The following is a 13,036-nucleotide window of genomic DNA, read 5'->3' on the forward strand; positions in this document are numbered from 1 at the left end:
ACGCACCCATTTAGCCGTTGAAATGAAAAATCTTCAAATTTTAAAGGTTTTGCCAGCGCCAAGTTGCGCAAAGAATGCTATGCTTTTCAATAACAGGAGGCGATGCGTATTGAGTACTGAAAGTAGTTATCGTTATATGGGGGACCATCCCCTCGATCTTAGTCAATTGGCCACGCGGGTCGACCATGTGCCCGAACAGGCGGTCATTACCAACGCCTTGGAAGCTAATGTGGCGACGCTGAGTGACCTGCAGAGTCGGTTGTATTCTCAGAAGAAGACCGGGGTCATCATCATCTTGCAGGGGATGGATACCGCCGGGAAAGACGGCCTGATTCGGCACGTGTTCAGCGGGTTGAACCCCTCCGGTACGAGTGTCGTCAGCTTCAAGCAACCCACGCATCTCCAGTTGGACCACGATTTTCTCTGGCGGGTTAACCAGGCATTGCCACAACGCGGTGAGATTCGGATCTTCAACCGGTCTCAGTATGAGGATGTCCTGATCAGCCGGGTCCATCCGGAAATGTTGTTGAAACAAAATCTTCCCGGCGTCGAGACGTTAGACGACGTGGGTGATAAATTCTTCGACCGCCGGTATCATGACCTGCGGCATTTTGAAACGTACCTACGTCACCAAGGCTTTATCACCATCAAGTTCTTCTTGCACCTTTCCCGCGAAGAACAGACAAATCGGTTTGAACGACGGATCGAAATTCCTAGCAAAAACTGGAAATTCTCACCTAGCGATATGCAGGAACGGGCCTTCTGGGAGGATTATCAAGTTGCCTATACCAAGATGCTGGAAAATACGGCCACGAAGAAGGAACCTTGGTACCTGATTCCGGCCGATGACAAGGGGGTTGCCCGCCTGCTAGTCTCCAATATTTTGGTCAAGCGGCTACAGAATATCCACCCAACTTACCCGAAAGTTTCGCCGGGAACGAAGGAAAAATTGAAGACAACCCTGCATCAGCTCAAAGAGGGAGAATTGTAACTAACAATATGTACTGTGTCAGTACATGATGCCGCGTTCAAAACACTTAAATTGTATCATACAATTAGCGATAAATTTGCCTTATCCCCTGAAGAAATGCTAAAGTAACGGTAACTTAATTTCAGTGATTTTACTTAGGAGGATTCAGACGATGACCGTTGCGGTAGGAATCGACAAACTGGGGTTTTATACGCCAGGACTTTATTTGGATATGACGGACCTCGCTCACGCCAGAGGGGCTGAGCCGAACAAGTATTTAATTGGCATTGGCCAGTCCAAACAGGCGGTGATCCCCCCAACTCAGGATGTGGTCACGATGGCAGCCAATGCGGCCGAGCAAATCTTAACGCCGGCCACCAAGGCAGAAATCAGCATGGTACTCTTTGGCACGGAATCGGGCATCGACAATTCCAAGGCCACGGCGGTATATCTGGCGCACCTACTGGGTCTGCCCAGCAATACCCGAGCCGTGGAAATTAAACAGGCTTGTTACGGGGCGACGGCCGGGCTGCAATTAGCCGCCGACTTTGTTCGGGCCCGGCCCACGGCCAAGGTACTGGTCATCGGTGCCGATATCGCGCGCTACGGGTTACGGTCCGCCGGTGAGGTCACCCAGGGTGGCGGTGCCGTGGCCATGCTGGTAACGGCCAATCCGCGCATCTTGGCGCTAGATGCCATCAGTAGTTACCATACGGCCGACGTCATGGACTTCTGGCGGCCAACCTACCGGACCGAGGCACTGGTAGATGGGAAATATTCAACCAACGTTTACCTCGATTTCTTCCAGCAGGTCTGGGACGACTACCAAGCCCAAACCCACCGTACGATTGCGGATTTCTCCGCGTTCGTGTTCCACTTACCATTTACAAAAATGGGGCGGAAGGGGCTCCGACAGATCCTGCCAACGGCCACGAGTGACCAACAGGCCACGTTGACCGCGGCCTTTGAGGCCAGCCAGGCGGACAACCGGGAAGTTGGCAATCTCTACACGGGGTCACTCTACCTGAGCCTGTTATCGTTGTTACGGCACGGTAATTTGCAGGGTGGCGAACGCCTGGGGCTGTTTAGCTACGGGTCGGGCGCTGAGGGCGAGTTCTTCAGTGGCACCGTGCAACCGACCTTCCAGCAAGGCTTTGACGAGGCCTTTCTTGCCAACCAACTGGCGGATCGCCAAGCCGTGAGTGTGGCGGAGTATGAAGAAATTTATCGCGCACAACTGCCAAACGACAGCCGCGATGTCCAACTGGCCGTGGGTCAGGAAACGGCACCGTATTATCTGGCCGGTCGGCAGCATGAGCAACGACAGTATCGTCAGCAATAATTGGTAGAATTAAATTGGTACGCGTAAAGGCCCGGCAGATTGCCGGGCCTTTATGGTCTCTAAATGGGTGTGAACACTTGAATATTTTAACGTTTCACCGATTTGATTCCCAGAATCAGAACCCCACCAATTAAGGAGAAGATGAACGACACGATGAAAATCCCAGAGTATCCGAAGAGGGAAATCACGGCGGCTGCCAGTACGGGGGCAATAGCTTGCGTAATGGTGTTCCCCAGGTTATAGACGCCTAGGAAGAAGGCCACCCGGTTTTGGTCGGGAATGACTTCTAGGTTCAGCAGGTTATCGAGGGAGTTCCACATGCCCATCCCAATACCGGCAGCGAAGGCGTAAGTGACGATGCCAAACGTGTCACGGAAGAAGAATAGCATGAGGGCGCCAAACGCCAAGAACAGTGTCGAGAAGCCGACAGGGAGTTTCAGAATTTTAAATTTGTCAGAAACGGGTCCGGCAACGAAGCCCATGAAAATGCCGAAAATCAGCATGATCAGGTTAATCAGTTGAATGGAGGATTGCGTCTGACTGCCACGGTGGAGAAAGTCGGTCATGATGTAGAGAATGTATCCGGTAATCGCGAAGTTGCCGACCCCCTGGAACAATTTGGCAATCAGGGCCATATAGTAATCACGGCCAATCGACCAGCGGGGAAAAATCGAGGCCGCGTCCTTCAACGTTAGTTTGGGTTTCGGTGCCTTTTCCGTCAACTCTTCGTCTAAGTTAGACGGTTCATGGACGATGATGGCGGCAAGGGTCACCCCGATAAAGGTAATGATCCCGAAGATAATGAAGCCGAGTCGGTACTGACTCAGGAACATGGCACCAATGACGTTGAACCCGTTGTTCCCCAGGGCCATCCCCAGTCCGCCATAAGCGGAGGAAGCCGTTGCCCGGCCGTCCTTGGGCGCAAAGTCAATCCAAGCGACCATAGGAGAGACAATGAAGTTAAGCGCGGCTTGACCAATCATCCAGGCGGTCAGCAGAACCGGAATGTTAGGTGAAAATGAGGCGGCAATCATGGCGAGCATGAAGACGAAGGCGCCACCGAGCAACCAGGGTGCTCGTTTCCCAAACCGAGATTTGGTTTTATCGGATAGAGCACCGGCAATCATGTTTGAGAGGGCCGCCACAATCATCCCGCAGGTCGAGAAGAAATCTTATGGGGTGCATTGAAGTGTTGAATCAAGGCTGGTAGGAACAGACTGTTCATAACGATGTAAGGCCCCAGCCAGCTGGCCGGACCGATGATGAGTCCCGGAATTAAACGTTTGAGTGAAATGGTCGTTTTGTTCATAGCTGCGTGCCTCTTTCTAGGTTGTTTTTGACGGTGTAGTAATCAAAGTCGGCAAATGATGTCAGCTGATGGGCATCCACGGCGCCGATGAAGTTAAACAGGGCAGTGAAACCACCGATTTCCCCGGGAGCGCCGTTAACGCCCTCGTCTGACAGGTAGGTGACATCCAACGGCGTGCCCAGCGTTTGCCAGGTTGGCATATCGGTTAACCGGTAAAGAACTTGGGCGGTTCCCTGGTGGTACGCTAACCGAATCTCGGCCGTGTCGTCAGGGACCGTGACCTCGTCAGTCAGGTGATCGATTCGCTCGCCAAGCTTGGCCTGAAGGACCCGCAGAACGGTGTGATTTTCGGTGTCGGCCTGACATAGCCGGGCGTATAGCCAGTTGTTGGAGTCATAGTAGAGACCAACACCAGCAGTCTCGGAGTAGTGATCCGGATGGAAGGTCAGTTTGGTCTGAACCGTGTAGTCAAGCGAAGTGGCGCGCGTTGCCATGATGGCTGGGTTGACCTGTGAGAAGAAGGAATTGTGGCCGTGGATGCGCAAATGCCCGGGATTTTCGGTGGTGTTGACCCACGTGGCGTCCTGCGTTCTGTACGGCGTCATGAAGCGGGGATCATAGGTGTCATTGGTAAAGTCGTCGTCGATATCAAATTGCGTGGCGGATTGGTGAACGGGGACATCTTTGAGCCCGTCCACGTGCATCTTAGCAAGATTGCTGCCGTCGGCCATTTCAAGCCAGCCGTCAGCCGTCCACTGCATTTTCTGGAGTGAAGTTTCGCGCCCCAGGGGATTCTTCTTTTGCCCAGGGAGTGGTCGGGACATGAGATGGGCCACGTACCACTCGTCCGTTTGCGTGTGCACTAGGGAGCCATGACCGGCCTTTTGCATCAGTGACTGGGGATTAAACATTTCAAAGTGGCCGGCGTCTGGGTCGCCCAGGGAGAATAGATGTTGTGGGGATGAGGTGATGATGGGCTCACCGGTGGGGTTCGGTTCATAGGGACCGAAGACGGTCTGGGACCGACCAATCTCAACACCATGGGCGTAACCCGTACCACCAGCCGCGATGAGCAGGTAGTAGTAGCCGTTGTGTTTGTATAATTGCGGTGCCTCCGCACAGCCGCGGGTGGTAAAGCCGGTGGTCACGCGATGCCAGTCGCCGATGATGCCGCCGTTTTCGAGGTCGACCTCGGCAATGACGATGTGGCCAGGGGCTTGGTAGCCGGTCCGTGTTTCCCATTCCAGGATAGCGGCGTAATGCTTGCCGTCAGCGTCGTGGAAGAGGGCGGGGTCAAATCCGATGGATGTTAAGTAAACCGGTTTGGACCACGGTCCCGTGATGCTGTCGGCTGAAACGGCGAAGGAATCCGAGTTGAATTCTCTGCCGGCCATGTTTTGCATGTGAGAGTACGCTAACCAAAACTTTTGGGTCCGTGAATCGTAGGATAAGTGCGGTGCCCAGATACCGGCCGGTGTGTTCGTACCACGAAGGTCGACTTCCCCGTGATTCAGGGCATAGCCAACGAGTTGCCAGTTGGCTAGGTCGGTTGAATGAAAGATCTGAACGGCTGGTGTCCAGTGGAAGGTTGAGGTAGCAATGTAATAATCTGCACCCACACGAATAATTGAGGGATCGGGTGCCATTCCGGGAATAATCGGATTTTGAATTTGAGTCATAGTCATTTCACGCTCCATTTGTTAAAATTAAGTTATTTATAAGCCGTCATTGTCGAATTCTGAGTTAGTTGTTTTTGAGAACTAATTGTTGCATTTAGAATACTTTGAAAGCGGATACAAGTCAACGGCATTTCACAAGGTCGTCGTTTATTGGCGGCAACTAGGTAATGATTGTCACTTTTTTAGGGGGATGAGTCACATGAACCGACAACATCATGAGAACGTGGTGTCAAACTTAGACATCGGGATTCGCTTCTTTGAGTCAACCGTGACGCGGAGTGGGTACGTGCCGTTCCACTGGCACAGTAGTATTGAATTGGTCTGTGTGCTGTCTGGGCAGTTGACCTTCCAGTTTGACGGCCAGGCCCACGTCATTCACGCCAATCAGTTTTCCATCGTTTCATCGGGGGTGATTCACGATGTGACGAATACGCCGAACCAGTCGTTAGTGCTGCAAATTCCGCTGACGTTTATCGAACGGTACGTTGCCCATCCCGAACAGTTGAACTTTTCGACAGCTGGGCGGGAGCAGACTGCGGCCTACCAAGAAGTGGTCACTGCGTTCAAACGGCTCGCTCAAATTAACCGAGAGCGCCAATCTAACTACCTGATTGACACGGGGATTACGGTGCTGACTATGTTGAAGAATCTGGTCAGCAACTTCACGGATACAGCTAGTCCGTTGACGGCGAGTTCAAGTAGCTTGAAGTCCATTGTTATCTATGTGAATGAGCATTACCGGGAGAAACTGAGCGTCAAGGCGGTGGCCCATCGGTTTGGCTATAACGCGAGTTACCTGTCACGGTTATTTAAGGCACAGACCGGGGTGACTTTAGGCCACTACGTTTACTTGATTCGGCTAAACAATTTCTACCGGGACTTGATCGATACGACCATTCCCGTGGATGTCCTGATGGACAAGCATGGACTGACCAATCGGCGGACGGCACGGGAGAAGTTTCAGGAGATGTATGGGGCGTTACCCAAGCAAGTTCGTCTGCAATACCAGCGAAATTAAAAAAAGCGTTGATCTCATCAAAATTAGATGAAATCAACGCTTTTCTTGTGGGGTGTTCAGTTGTGAGTAGCCGAGCCGATGGCACTATTCAAAAATATTCTTCGTTACATACCCGTCCTTAAACACCAGCACGGGGGATTGATCACCAACGCGCATGACCAGCTGGTAACCGGGACCGAGGGCCTTCTTGAGCGATTGGCTGGTCTTGGTAAAGTTGTCGACGAACTTCGGCCACTTGGCGGCCTTGGCCTGACTCGGGTCGGCCTTTAAGCCCTTAATAGTTTTCTTGAGACTCTTGTTGGTGATAGTCAACGTGTAGGTCTTGCTGGCGTGATCGAAGGTAACGGTGCCTAGCTTGACTAGGGACTTGGCCAACTGCGTCTTGACTTGTTTTTCGTTGTCGGCGCGGGTAGCCGTCTTGTCGCTCGTGGCGAAGGCTTGCCCGGATTGCGAGCTTAGTGATGATGATTGCTTACTGGTCTGAGTCGCCTTGTCGTGAGTCGAGGACGCTGACCAGAAGGGCAACTGGGTGATTGCGCCCACGGTGACCAGAACGGTGATGACCAGGACGATGATGGAACTGCGCTTGGATTCCCCCCGACGACTAGCATTGACGACGGAAAACGCGGTGATGATAATGAAGATGACCCCCAAAATAGTAATACCTAAAAACATGATGGACCCCTCCGTAGGTTAGGGCGGTTTAGGCTGATGCGACCGCCGTTTAATTAGTCTCAGTATAGCATGAATCAATTAGAGAATGAAACAACTGCACTAAGGTGGGAGACCTTGACTGGGTCAGTGACAGTATTAAGGGTCAAAAGGTTCGTGAAAAAAGGTTTAAAGTCGAATAATTAGAACTGACAAATGATTAAAATCCGGATTGTGTGAATTATAACCGAATATTAATCAAAAAATAGTCGCCAAGAGTTAACATTTCCGGTATAATTAATCGTAATAAAGAGAGAAATGAGGAGATTAGAGTGACGAACGTTTATTTAGCAGGTCCCTTCTTTGATGACGAACAAATTTCCCGGATTGAACGCGCGGAAAAGGCCTTGGCTGCCAATCCCCGGGTCGCCAATGTCTTTAGTCCCCGTTTGAGTGAGATTCCTGGTTTAGAAATGGGCACGGCCGAGTGGGCCACCCAAACCTTCCAAATGGATGTCCACCAGATTGACGAGGCCGACGTTGTGGTGGCCCTGGTCGATTTCGTGGATGATCAGGTGGATTCTGGTACCGCCTTTGAAATTGGCTATGCCTTCCACAGTAAGAAACCGGTAGTCGTTCTCCATGAAAAGGATACCATTTTAAACCTGATGCTGGCGGAAGGGCTACATGCCTACTTACGCGAAGCCGAAGCGCTGGCCGCCTATGACTTTGCGACGCTTCCCGAAAGTCACTATCAAGGGAAAGTCATCTAGTCTTGCATTAACGATGAATGAAAAAATCACCCGCCACATTTGCTGTGGCGGGTGATTTTGATTGTCCCTTGTTAGTGAACGTCGTCGCGGAAGAGACCCACAACGCGGCCTAAAATGCTAACGTGATTCAAGATGATGGGCGCCATGGTATCATTTTCGGGTTGTAACCGGAAATGGTCGGCTTCCTTAAAGAATCGCTTGCAAGTGGCTTCGTTTTCCTCGGTCATGGCGATGACAATGTCACCGTTGTCCGCGGATTGTTGCCGACGGACAATGACTTGGTCACCGTTTAAAATGCCGATGTTGATCATACTTTCGCCGCGAATCGTCAACATGAAGAGTTGATCGTCGTCGTTTTCAAATTCTGGGGGAACTGGGAAGTAGTCCGTGGCTTCCTGAACGGCCAGAATCGGTTCGCCGGCGGTAACGGTGCCTAAGACTGGAATTCGGGTCTGTTCCTCGTGGACGCCTAGTTCTTCCAAACCAGCGGGCGTGACTTCTAGTGCCCGGGGCTTAGTGGGGTCCTTGACCAGCAAGCCCTTTTTTTCCAGGCGGGCGATGTGGCCATGAACCGTAGAGGTTGAAGAGAGCGATACGGCTTCACCAATCTCCCGGACGGTTGGCGGATACCCTTTTTCATTGACTCGTTCCCAAATGAAGCGGAGAACGGCGATTTGTTTGCTTTCAGAAGCTTTACTCATTTTTTCTGCCACCTCGTTCGTCATTCGTAGTATAGTTTAGTGTTAGTGTAGCATACAGACCGAACATTTTCAAACAGATGTTCGGGTAAATAAGTTGAAATCTAAAATTAACCCTGATATGATAGACCCTGACTTGAAAAAGCGGGGTTAATACCCACAAAAATACTGAAATTAAAGGAGGGTCGTTCATGGCAGACACGACAATGGACACCTTGCTGGCCCGGATCAACGAGCTGGCACACAAGAACAAGGCTGAAGGCTTGACCGAGGCCGAAAAGAGCGAACGCGCTGACTTACGCCAACAATACCTGAAGTTATTCAAGCAGAGTTTCCGGAGCCAAGTTGAAATGCTGCAGGTCTACAACAAGGATGGTAAGGAAGTTACCCCTGAAAAGGTCCGGCAGATTCAACGGAACAAAGGTTTACGTGACGATTAAGGAAAGAAGCGAGTCCTTTTTGGGATTCGCTCTTTTAATTTCCCTTAAGTTTGTGTAGAATTGTTAAATGAATGACTTCATCAAAGGAGGGGAACGAACTTGGCAACTTGGATCTGGATCTTAATCGTGATCGTCGTCGGCCTGGCCTGCGCAGCGGGTGGCTTTTTCGGCGCACGGAAGTACATGGAAAACTATCTGAAAGACAATCCACCAATTAACGAAGACCAATTACGGGCAATGATGTTGCAAATGGGGCAAAAGCCTTCACAACGAAAGCTTCATCAAATGATGAACGCGATGCAACAAAACGCTAAAAAATAAATTGGCTTTATTGAGACTCGCTTCCAGCTTATTTCCTGGAGGCGAGTCTTTTTGATTGTATTTTATGAAAATTCCAGTAAAATGATAAAGTCTGTGCTATATTTTAATCATATTCTAATTTTTAAGGAGGGATGTTCGTGAGTATCTTTCGCAAATTATCCTGGTACTTTCGTCTGGAATGGCGACGGTATCTGATAGGGGTCATTGGCCTCTTGTTGACGGCTATCATTGCCATCGTGCCCCCTCGCATCATCGGGAACATGGTGGATGGCATTCACGGGCAGACCATGACGAGCCATTTATTGCTGCTTGATCTGCTGTTCGTGACGCTAGCAGCGCTGGCCCAGTACGGGACCCGATACATCTGGCGCAATGCCATTTGGGGTGGGGCTGCGCGACTCGAACAACTGCTGCGGAATCGACTCTTTGGGCACTTTATGAAAATGGACCGGGTCTTCTACCAGAAGTACCGGACCGGGGACTTGATGGCCCACGCCACCAACGACCTGGAAGCCATTCAACGGGTGGCCGGTGGGGGGATTCTCCAGTTTGCCGATGCTATTATTACGGGGGGCACCACGCTGATTGCCATGATGGCCTTAATTGATTGGCGGCTGACTCTCTTAGCCATTATTCCATTCCCCCTGTTGGCGGTCGTTTCCTGGTACCTGGGACAAAAGATTCACCGAGCCTTTGGTGAATCCCAAGCAGCCTTTTCTCGGCTGAACAACAAGGCCCAGGAAAGTATCAGCGGCATCAAGGTCATTAAGGCCTTGGGCCAAGACGATGCGGACGTGGCGGACTTCGATGCCCAAGTTGACCGGACCATTGGGATTAATCGCCGGGTTAACCGGTTGGATTCCATGTTTGACCCAGCCATCACGTTGATCATCTCGATTTCCTACGTGGCAACGATTGTCCTTGGAGGACTGTTTGTCACCCACAACATCATTACCATTGGGAACCTGGTGTCCTTTATCAGCTATCTGGCCATGATGATCTGGCCGATGTTTGCCGTGGGGATGCTGTTCAACACCATGGAACGGGGGAATGCCAGTTACGACCGGGTCATGGAACTGTTGAACGAGAAGACCCATATCATCGACCAAAAAGATGGGATTCAACAACGGCCACAGGGGACTATCAGTTACCACGTGAACCAATTTGATTACCCAGACGACGGTGGGGCTAGCCTGCAGCAGGTTGATTTTGAATTGCCAGCCGGCCACACCTTGGGCATTGTTGGCCGAGTTGGGGCTGGGAAGTCCACGATTATGAAATTAATTTTGCGGGAGTTTGACAACTATTCCGGTGAAATTGACTTTGGGGGTCATCCGATTAAGGACTACGCGCTGGACAGTTATCTGCCGGCAATTGGGTACGTGCCACAAGAAAGCTTCCTATTCTCTTCGAACATTTTTGAAAATATTCGTTTTGCCCAACCGGATGCGACCCAAGAACAGGTCGAGGCGGCTGCGGCCAAGAGTGATCTGGCCGGGCAAATCGCCAAACTGCCGGCTGGTTACGATACCGAAGTGGGTGAGGAAGGGATTTCCTTGTCTGGGGGTCAACGCCAACGGTTAGCGATTGCCCGTGCCCTGTTGATCAATCCAGAACTATTGATTTTGGATGATGCTTTGTCCGCGGTCGATGCCGAAACGGAAGCGGAAATTCTCGCCAACCTGAAGGCTGAACGGGCCAACAAGACCACGATTATTTCTGCGCATCGGTTAAGTTCCGTGATGAATGCCGATGAAATTCTGGTACTCAGCGACGGTGCCGTGGCCGAACGGGGGACGCATGAACAATTGATGGCGTCTCACGGCTGGTACCAACGCATGTTTACGCAACAACAACTTGAAACTCAGGTGAAGGGAGGCGTCAGTGATGGCAGATAAACCACACGAATCCGCTTGGGCCCATAGCATGTCGACCAAGGAACAACTGACGGTGGTCAAGCGACTCTTTCATTTTGCCGCGCCCTACAAATGGTTCTTCGTCGGCTCCGTCATCTTGTCGGCGCTGATCAGTGCCGTGAACGTCTTCCTGCCTTGGCTGCTCCAGACTTACATGGACAAGTATTTACGAACTAGCAACGCCACGATTGCCATTATGTGGATGTTTGCCGGCCTCTACCTGTTCGGGATGGTCGTCAAGGCGGTCTTCCAATTCTGGCAAAACTACACCAGTACCATGGGTGCCGAGTACATGCTAGAAAATGTGCGCCGCAAACTTTTCCATGATTTACATGGTAAGGGGATGCGGTACTTTGACCAAACGCCGGGCGGGTCCATATTGTCGCGGCTGATGAACGATACCATGACCTTCTCCAACTTCTGGGCGTTGTTTAACACCCTGGTGCTGGCGTTGTTTGCCGTGATTTCATCATTCATCGCCATGTACGTGACGGACGTGAAGGTGGCACTCTGGACGTTGATCCTGGTGCCATTCTTAGGCTTGACGATTTGGTATTACCAACGCTTCAGTTCCAAGGTTTACCGGCGGATGCGGGAACGCTTGAGTGAATTGAACACCAAATTGGCCGAGGCCATTACGGGAATCAGTGTCATTCAAGAGTTCCGCCAAGAAAAGCGGACGGCGGCCAACTTTGAAAAGACCAACAAGGCCTATTACGGGACCCGTCGCGATATGATTCGGACCAACTCGTTACTGTTGAGCCCCATCATCAATCTGTTTTACGCGTTAGGGACCGTCATCATCTTGGGCATCTTCGGTGTCCGTGGCCTGCATGAGGTCGTGGCTGCCGGGGTGATTTACGCGTTCATTACCTACCTGAACAACTTCTACAGCCCCATGAGCAACATGATGGATAACCTGAGTGACTTCCAAAACGGGATGGTTGCGGGTTCCCGGGTGTTACGCATCTTAGATGACCAAACGCTCGCACCCCAACAACATCCCGTGGCTGATGCCAAGATCACGGCCGGCAAGGTTGAATTCCGCCACGTGACCTTTGCTTACGACCAGGAACATCCCGTCTTGCGAGACGTCTCGTTCGTCGCTGAGCCAGGTCAAACGGTCGCTTTGGTTGGGCAAACGGGTTCTGGGAAGACGTCAACAATTAACGTGTTGATGCGGTTCTACGAGTTCCAATCCGGTCAGGTCTTGATTGATGACCGTGATATCCGGGACTATCCGGCAGCCGAACTCCGCGCTAAGATGGGGTTGGTTTTGCAGGAACCTCAGTTGTTCTATGGTGATATTCAAACCAACATTCGGATGTTTAATCCGGATATCTCCGACGAACAGGTGGCCCGGGCCGCGCACTTTGTTCAAGCCGATGAATTCATCGACAAGTTGCCGGAGGGCTACGCTACGCCAGTGCTGGAACGGGGAACCGAATACTCCGCTGGTCAACGGCAACTGATTACCTTTGCCCGGACCGTGGTTACTGATCCGAAGATTCTGATCTTGGATGAGGCAACGGCCAACGTCGATACGGAAACGGAAACCATGATTCAGAATGGCTTGAATCGGATTCAGGAAAACCGGACGACAATTGCGATTGCGCACCGGTTGTCTACGATTCAAAATGCCGATTTGATTCTGGTTCTGAATCAAGGAAAAATCGTGGAACGCGGGACCAACGACGAGTTGATGGCGCAACACGGTTACTATTACGACATGATTCAGCTCCAAAACGCTGCTCACGTGGACGAATAATTTTCAGATGGGCGGGTGTGTTGCTGTCAGCGCCTCCGGACTGGTTAAAATATGCCGGGACGCGGGGCTGTTCGTTCCCGGCGGCGGACTCAAGGTTCCCTGCTATGGGGCAGGTTACAGCCTGAGAGGCGGGCTTTCACCTCGACTTTGA

The 13,036-nt window shown here is 51.4% G+C and carries 13 protein-coding genes; 8 read left to right on the forward strand and 5 right to left on the reverse strand.

Features of this window, described 5'->3' with window-relative positions; genetic code table 11:
- Positions 1-109 precede the first annotated feature (109 nt).
- Positions 110-991, forward strand: coding sequence for a PPK2 family polyphosphate kinase (locus tag ACEPST_RS11855; RefSeq protein ID WP_395390892.1), 882 nt, complete (start codon positions 110-112; stop codon positions 989-991).
- A 151-nt stretch (positions 992-1,142) separates the two neighbouring features.
- Positions 1,143-2,312, forward strand: coding sequence for a hydroxymethylglutaryl-CoA synthase (locus ACEPST_RS11860; protein ID WP_204121460.1), 1,170 nt, complete (start codon positions 1,143-1,145; stop codon positions 2,310-2,312).
- An 86-nt stretch (positions 2,313-2,398) separates the two neighbouring features.
- Here the strand turns inward: ACEPST_RS11860 and ACEPST_RS11865 are convergent, their stop codons facing one another.
- Genes ACEPST_RS11865 through ACEPST_RS11875 form a run of 3 tightly spaced genes read right to left on the reverse strand, consistent with a single transcriptional unit; the run spans position 2,399 to position 5,300 of the window.
- Positions 2,399-3,457: an MFS transporter gene (locus ACEPST_RS11865; protein WP_395390895.1), complete on the reverse strand. Its 1,059-nt coding sequence runs from the start codon at positions 3,455-3,457 to the stop codon at positions 2,399-2,401.
- 2 nt (positions 3,458-3,459) lie between these two features.
- The gene (locus ACEPST_RS11870; protein WP_239064520.1) at positions 3,460-3,621 is read right to left on the reverse strand and encodes a hypothetical protein; all 162 of its coding nucleotides are present in this window, start codon (positions 3,619-3,621) and stop codon (positions 3,460-3,462) included.
- Entirely contained in the window at positions 3,618-5,300 is a 1,683-nt protein-coding gene (locus tag ACEPST_RS11875) for a family 43 glycosylhydrolase (protein WP_204121459.1), read from the reverse strand. The genes ACEPST_RS11870 and ACEPST_RS11875 overlap by 4 nt, the downstream gene beginning before the upstream one ends.
- A gap of 199 nt (positions 5,301-5,499) precedes the next feature.
- Between ACEPST_RS11875 and ACEPST_RS11880 the strand changes: the two genes are divergently transcribed.
- Positions 5,500-6,318: an AraC family transcriptional regulator gene (locus ACEPST_RS11880; RefSeq protein ID WP_204121458.1), complete on the forward strand. Its 819-nt coding sequence runs from the start codon at positions 5,500-5,502 to the stop codon at positions 6,316-6,318.
- 84 nt (positions 6,319-6,402) lie between these two features.
- Here ACEPST_RS11880 and ACEPST_RS11885 read toward each other — a convergent pair whose 3' ends face one another.
- Positions 6,403-6,993 carry a hypothetical protein gene (locus ACEPST_RS11885; RefSeq protein WP_204121457.1) on the reverse strand — a complete coding sequence of 197 codons (591 nt, stop codon included), beginning with the start codon at positions 6,991-6,993 and terminating at the stop codon, positions 6,403-6,405.
- A gap of 308 nt (positions 6,994-7,301) precedes the next feature.
- Here ACEPST_RS11885 and ACEPST_RS11890 point away from each other — a divergent pair, with 308 nt between their 5' ends.
- The gene (locus ACEPST_RS11890) at positions 7,302-7,742 is read left to right on the forward strand and encodes a nucleoside 2-deoxyribosyltransferase (protein ID WP_203647121.1); all 441 of its coding nucleotides are present in this window, start codon (positions 7,302-7,304) and stop codon (positions 7,740-7,742) included.
- A 71-nt stretch (positions 7,743-7,813) separates the two neighbouring features.
- Here the strand turns inward: ACEPST_RS11890 and lexA are convergent, their stop codons facing one another.
- Positions 7,814-8,443, reverse strand: coding sequence for a transcriptional repressor LexA (lexA, locus tag ACEPST_RS11895; protein ID WP_203637332.1), 630 nt, complete (start codon positions 8,441-8,443; stop codon positions 7,814-7,816).
- A gap of 188 nt (positions 8,444-8,631) precedes the next feature.
- Between lexA and ACEPST_RS11900 the strand changes: the two genes are divergently transcribed.
- The 4 genes from ACEPST_RS11900 (at position 8,632) to ACEPST_RS11915 (ending at position 12,885) form a co-directional block, all read left to right on the forward strand.
- A complete protein-coding gene (locus ACEPST_RS11900) occupies positions 8,632-8,880 on the forward strand; it encodes a DUF896 domain-containing protein (RefSeq protein WP_125762911.1) in 249 nt (82 codons plus the stop codon).
- 99 nt (positions 8,881-8,979) lie between these two features.
- Positions 8,980-9,201 carry a YneF family protein gene (locus ACEPST_RS11905; RefSeq protein WP_125762909.1) on the forward strand — a complete coding sequence of 74 codons (222 nt, stop codon included), beginning with the start codon at positions 8,980-8,982 and terminating at the stop codon, positions 9,199-9,201.
- A 137-nt stretch (positions 9,202-9,338) separates the two neighbouring features.
- On the forward strand, positions 9,339-11,099 hold the full coding sequence (locus ACEPST_RS11910) for an ABC transporter ATP-binding protein (RefSeq protein ID WP_204121456.1): 1,761 nt from the start codon (positions 9,339-9,341) through the stop codon (positions 11,097-11,099).
- Positions 11,089-12,885, forward strand: coding sequence for an ABC transporter ATP-binding protein (locus ACEPST_RS11915; RefSeq protein ID WP_395390900.1), 1,797 nt, complete (start codon positions 11,089-11,091; stop codon positions 12,883-12,885). Before ACEPST_RS11910 ends, ACEPST_RS11915 begins: the two co-directional genes overlap by 11 nt.
- The last annotated feature ends 151 nt before the right edge of the window (positions 12,886-13,036 follow it).

The sequence above is a fragment of the Levilactobacillus sp. FUA 3915 genome, assembly GCF_044053135.1.
In the GTDB taxonomy this organism is placed as follows: Bacteria; Bacillota; Bacilli; order Lactobacillales; family Lactobacillaceae; genus Levilactobacillus; species Levilactobacillus lanxiensis.

Excerpts from the sequence above, each read along its gene's own strand:
- ACEPST_RS11860 (WP_204121460.1), top strand. The coding sequence starts at position 1,143 with ATGACCGTTGCGGTAGGAATCGACAAACTGGGGTTTTATACGCCAGGA.
- ACEPST_RS11870 (WP_239064520.1), bottom strand. The coding sequence starts at position 3,621 with ATGAACAAAACGACCATTTCACTCAAACGTTTAATTCCGGGACTCATC.
- ACEPST_RS11875 (WP_204121459.1), bottom strand. The coding sequence starts at position 5,300 with ATGACTCAAATTCAAAATCCGATTATTCCCGGAATGGCACCCGATCCC.
- ACEPST_RS11880 (WP_204121458.1), top strand. The coding sequence starts at position 5,500 with ATGAACCGACAACATCATGAGAACGTGGTGTCAAACTTAGACATCGGG.
- ACEPST_RS11885 (WP_204121457.1), bottom strand. The coding sequence starts at position 6,993 with ATGTTTTTAGGTATTACTATTTTGGGGGTCATCTTCATTATCATCACC.
- lexA (WP_203637332.1), bottom strand. The coding sequence starts at position 8,443 with ATGAGTAAAGCTTCTGAAAGCAAACAAATCGCCGTTCTCCGCTTCATT.
- ACEPST_RS11900 (WP_125762911.1), top strand. The coding sequence starts at position 8,632 with ATGGCAGACACGACAATGGACACCTTGCTGGCCCGGATCAACGAGCTG.
- ACEPST_RS11915 (WP_395390900.1), top strand. The coding sequence starts at position 11,089 with ATGGCAGATAAACCACACGAATCCGCTTGGGCCCATAGCATGTCGACC.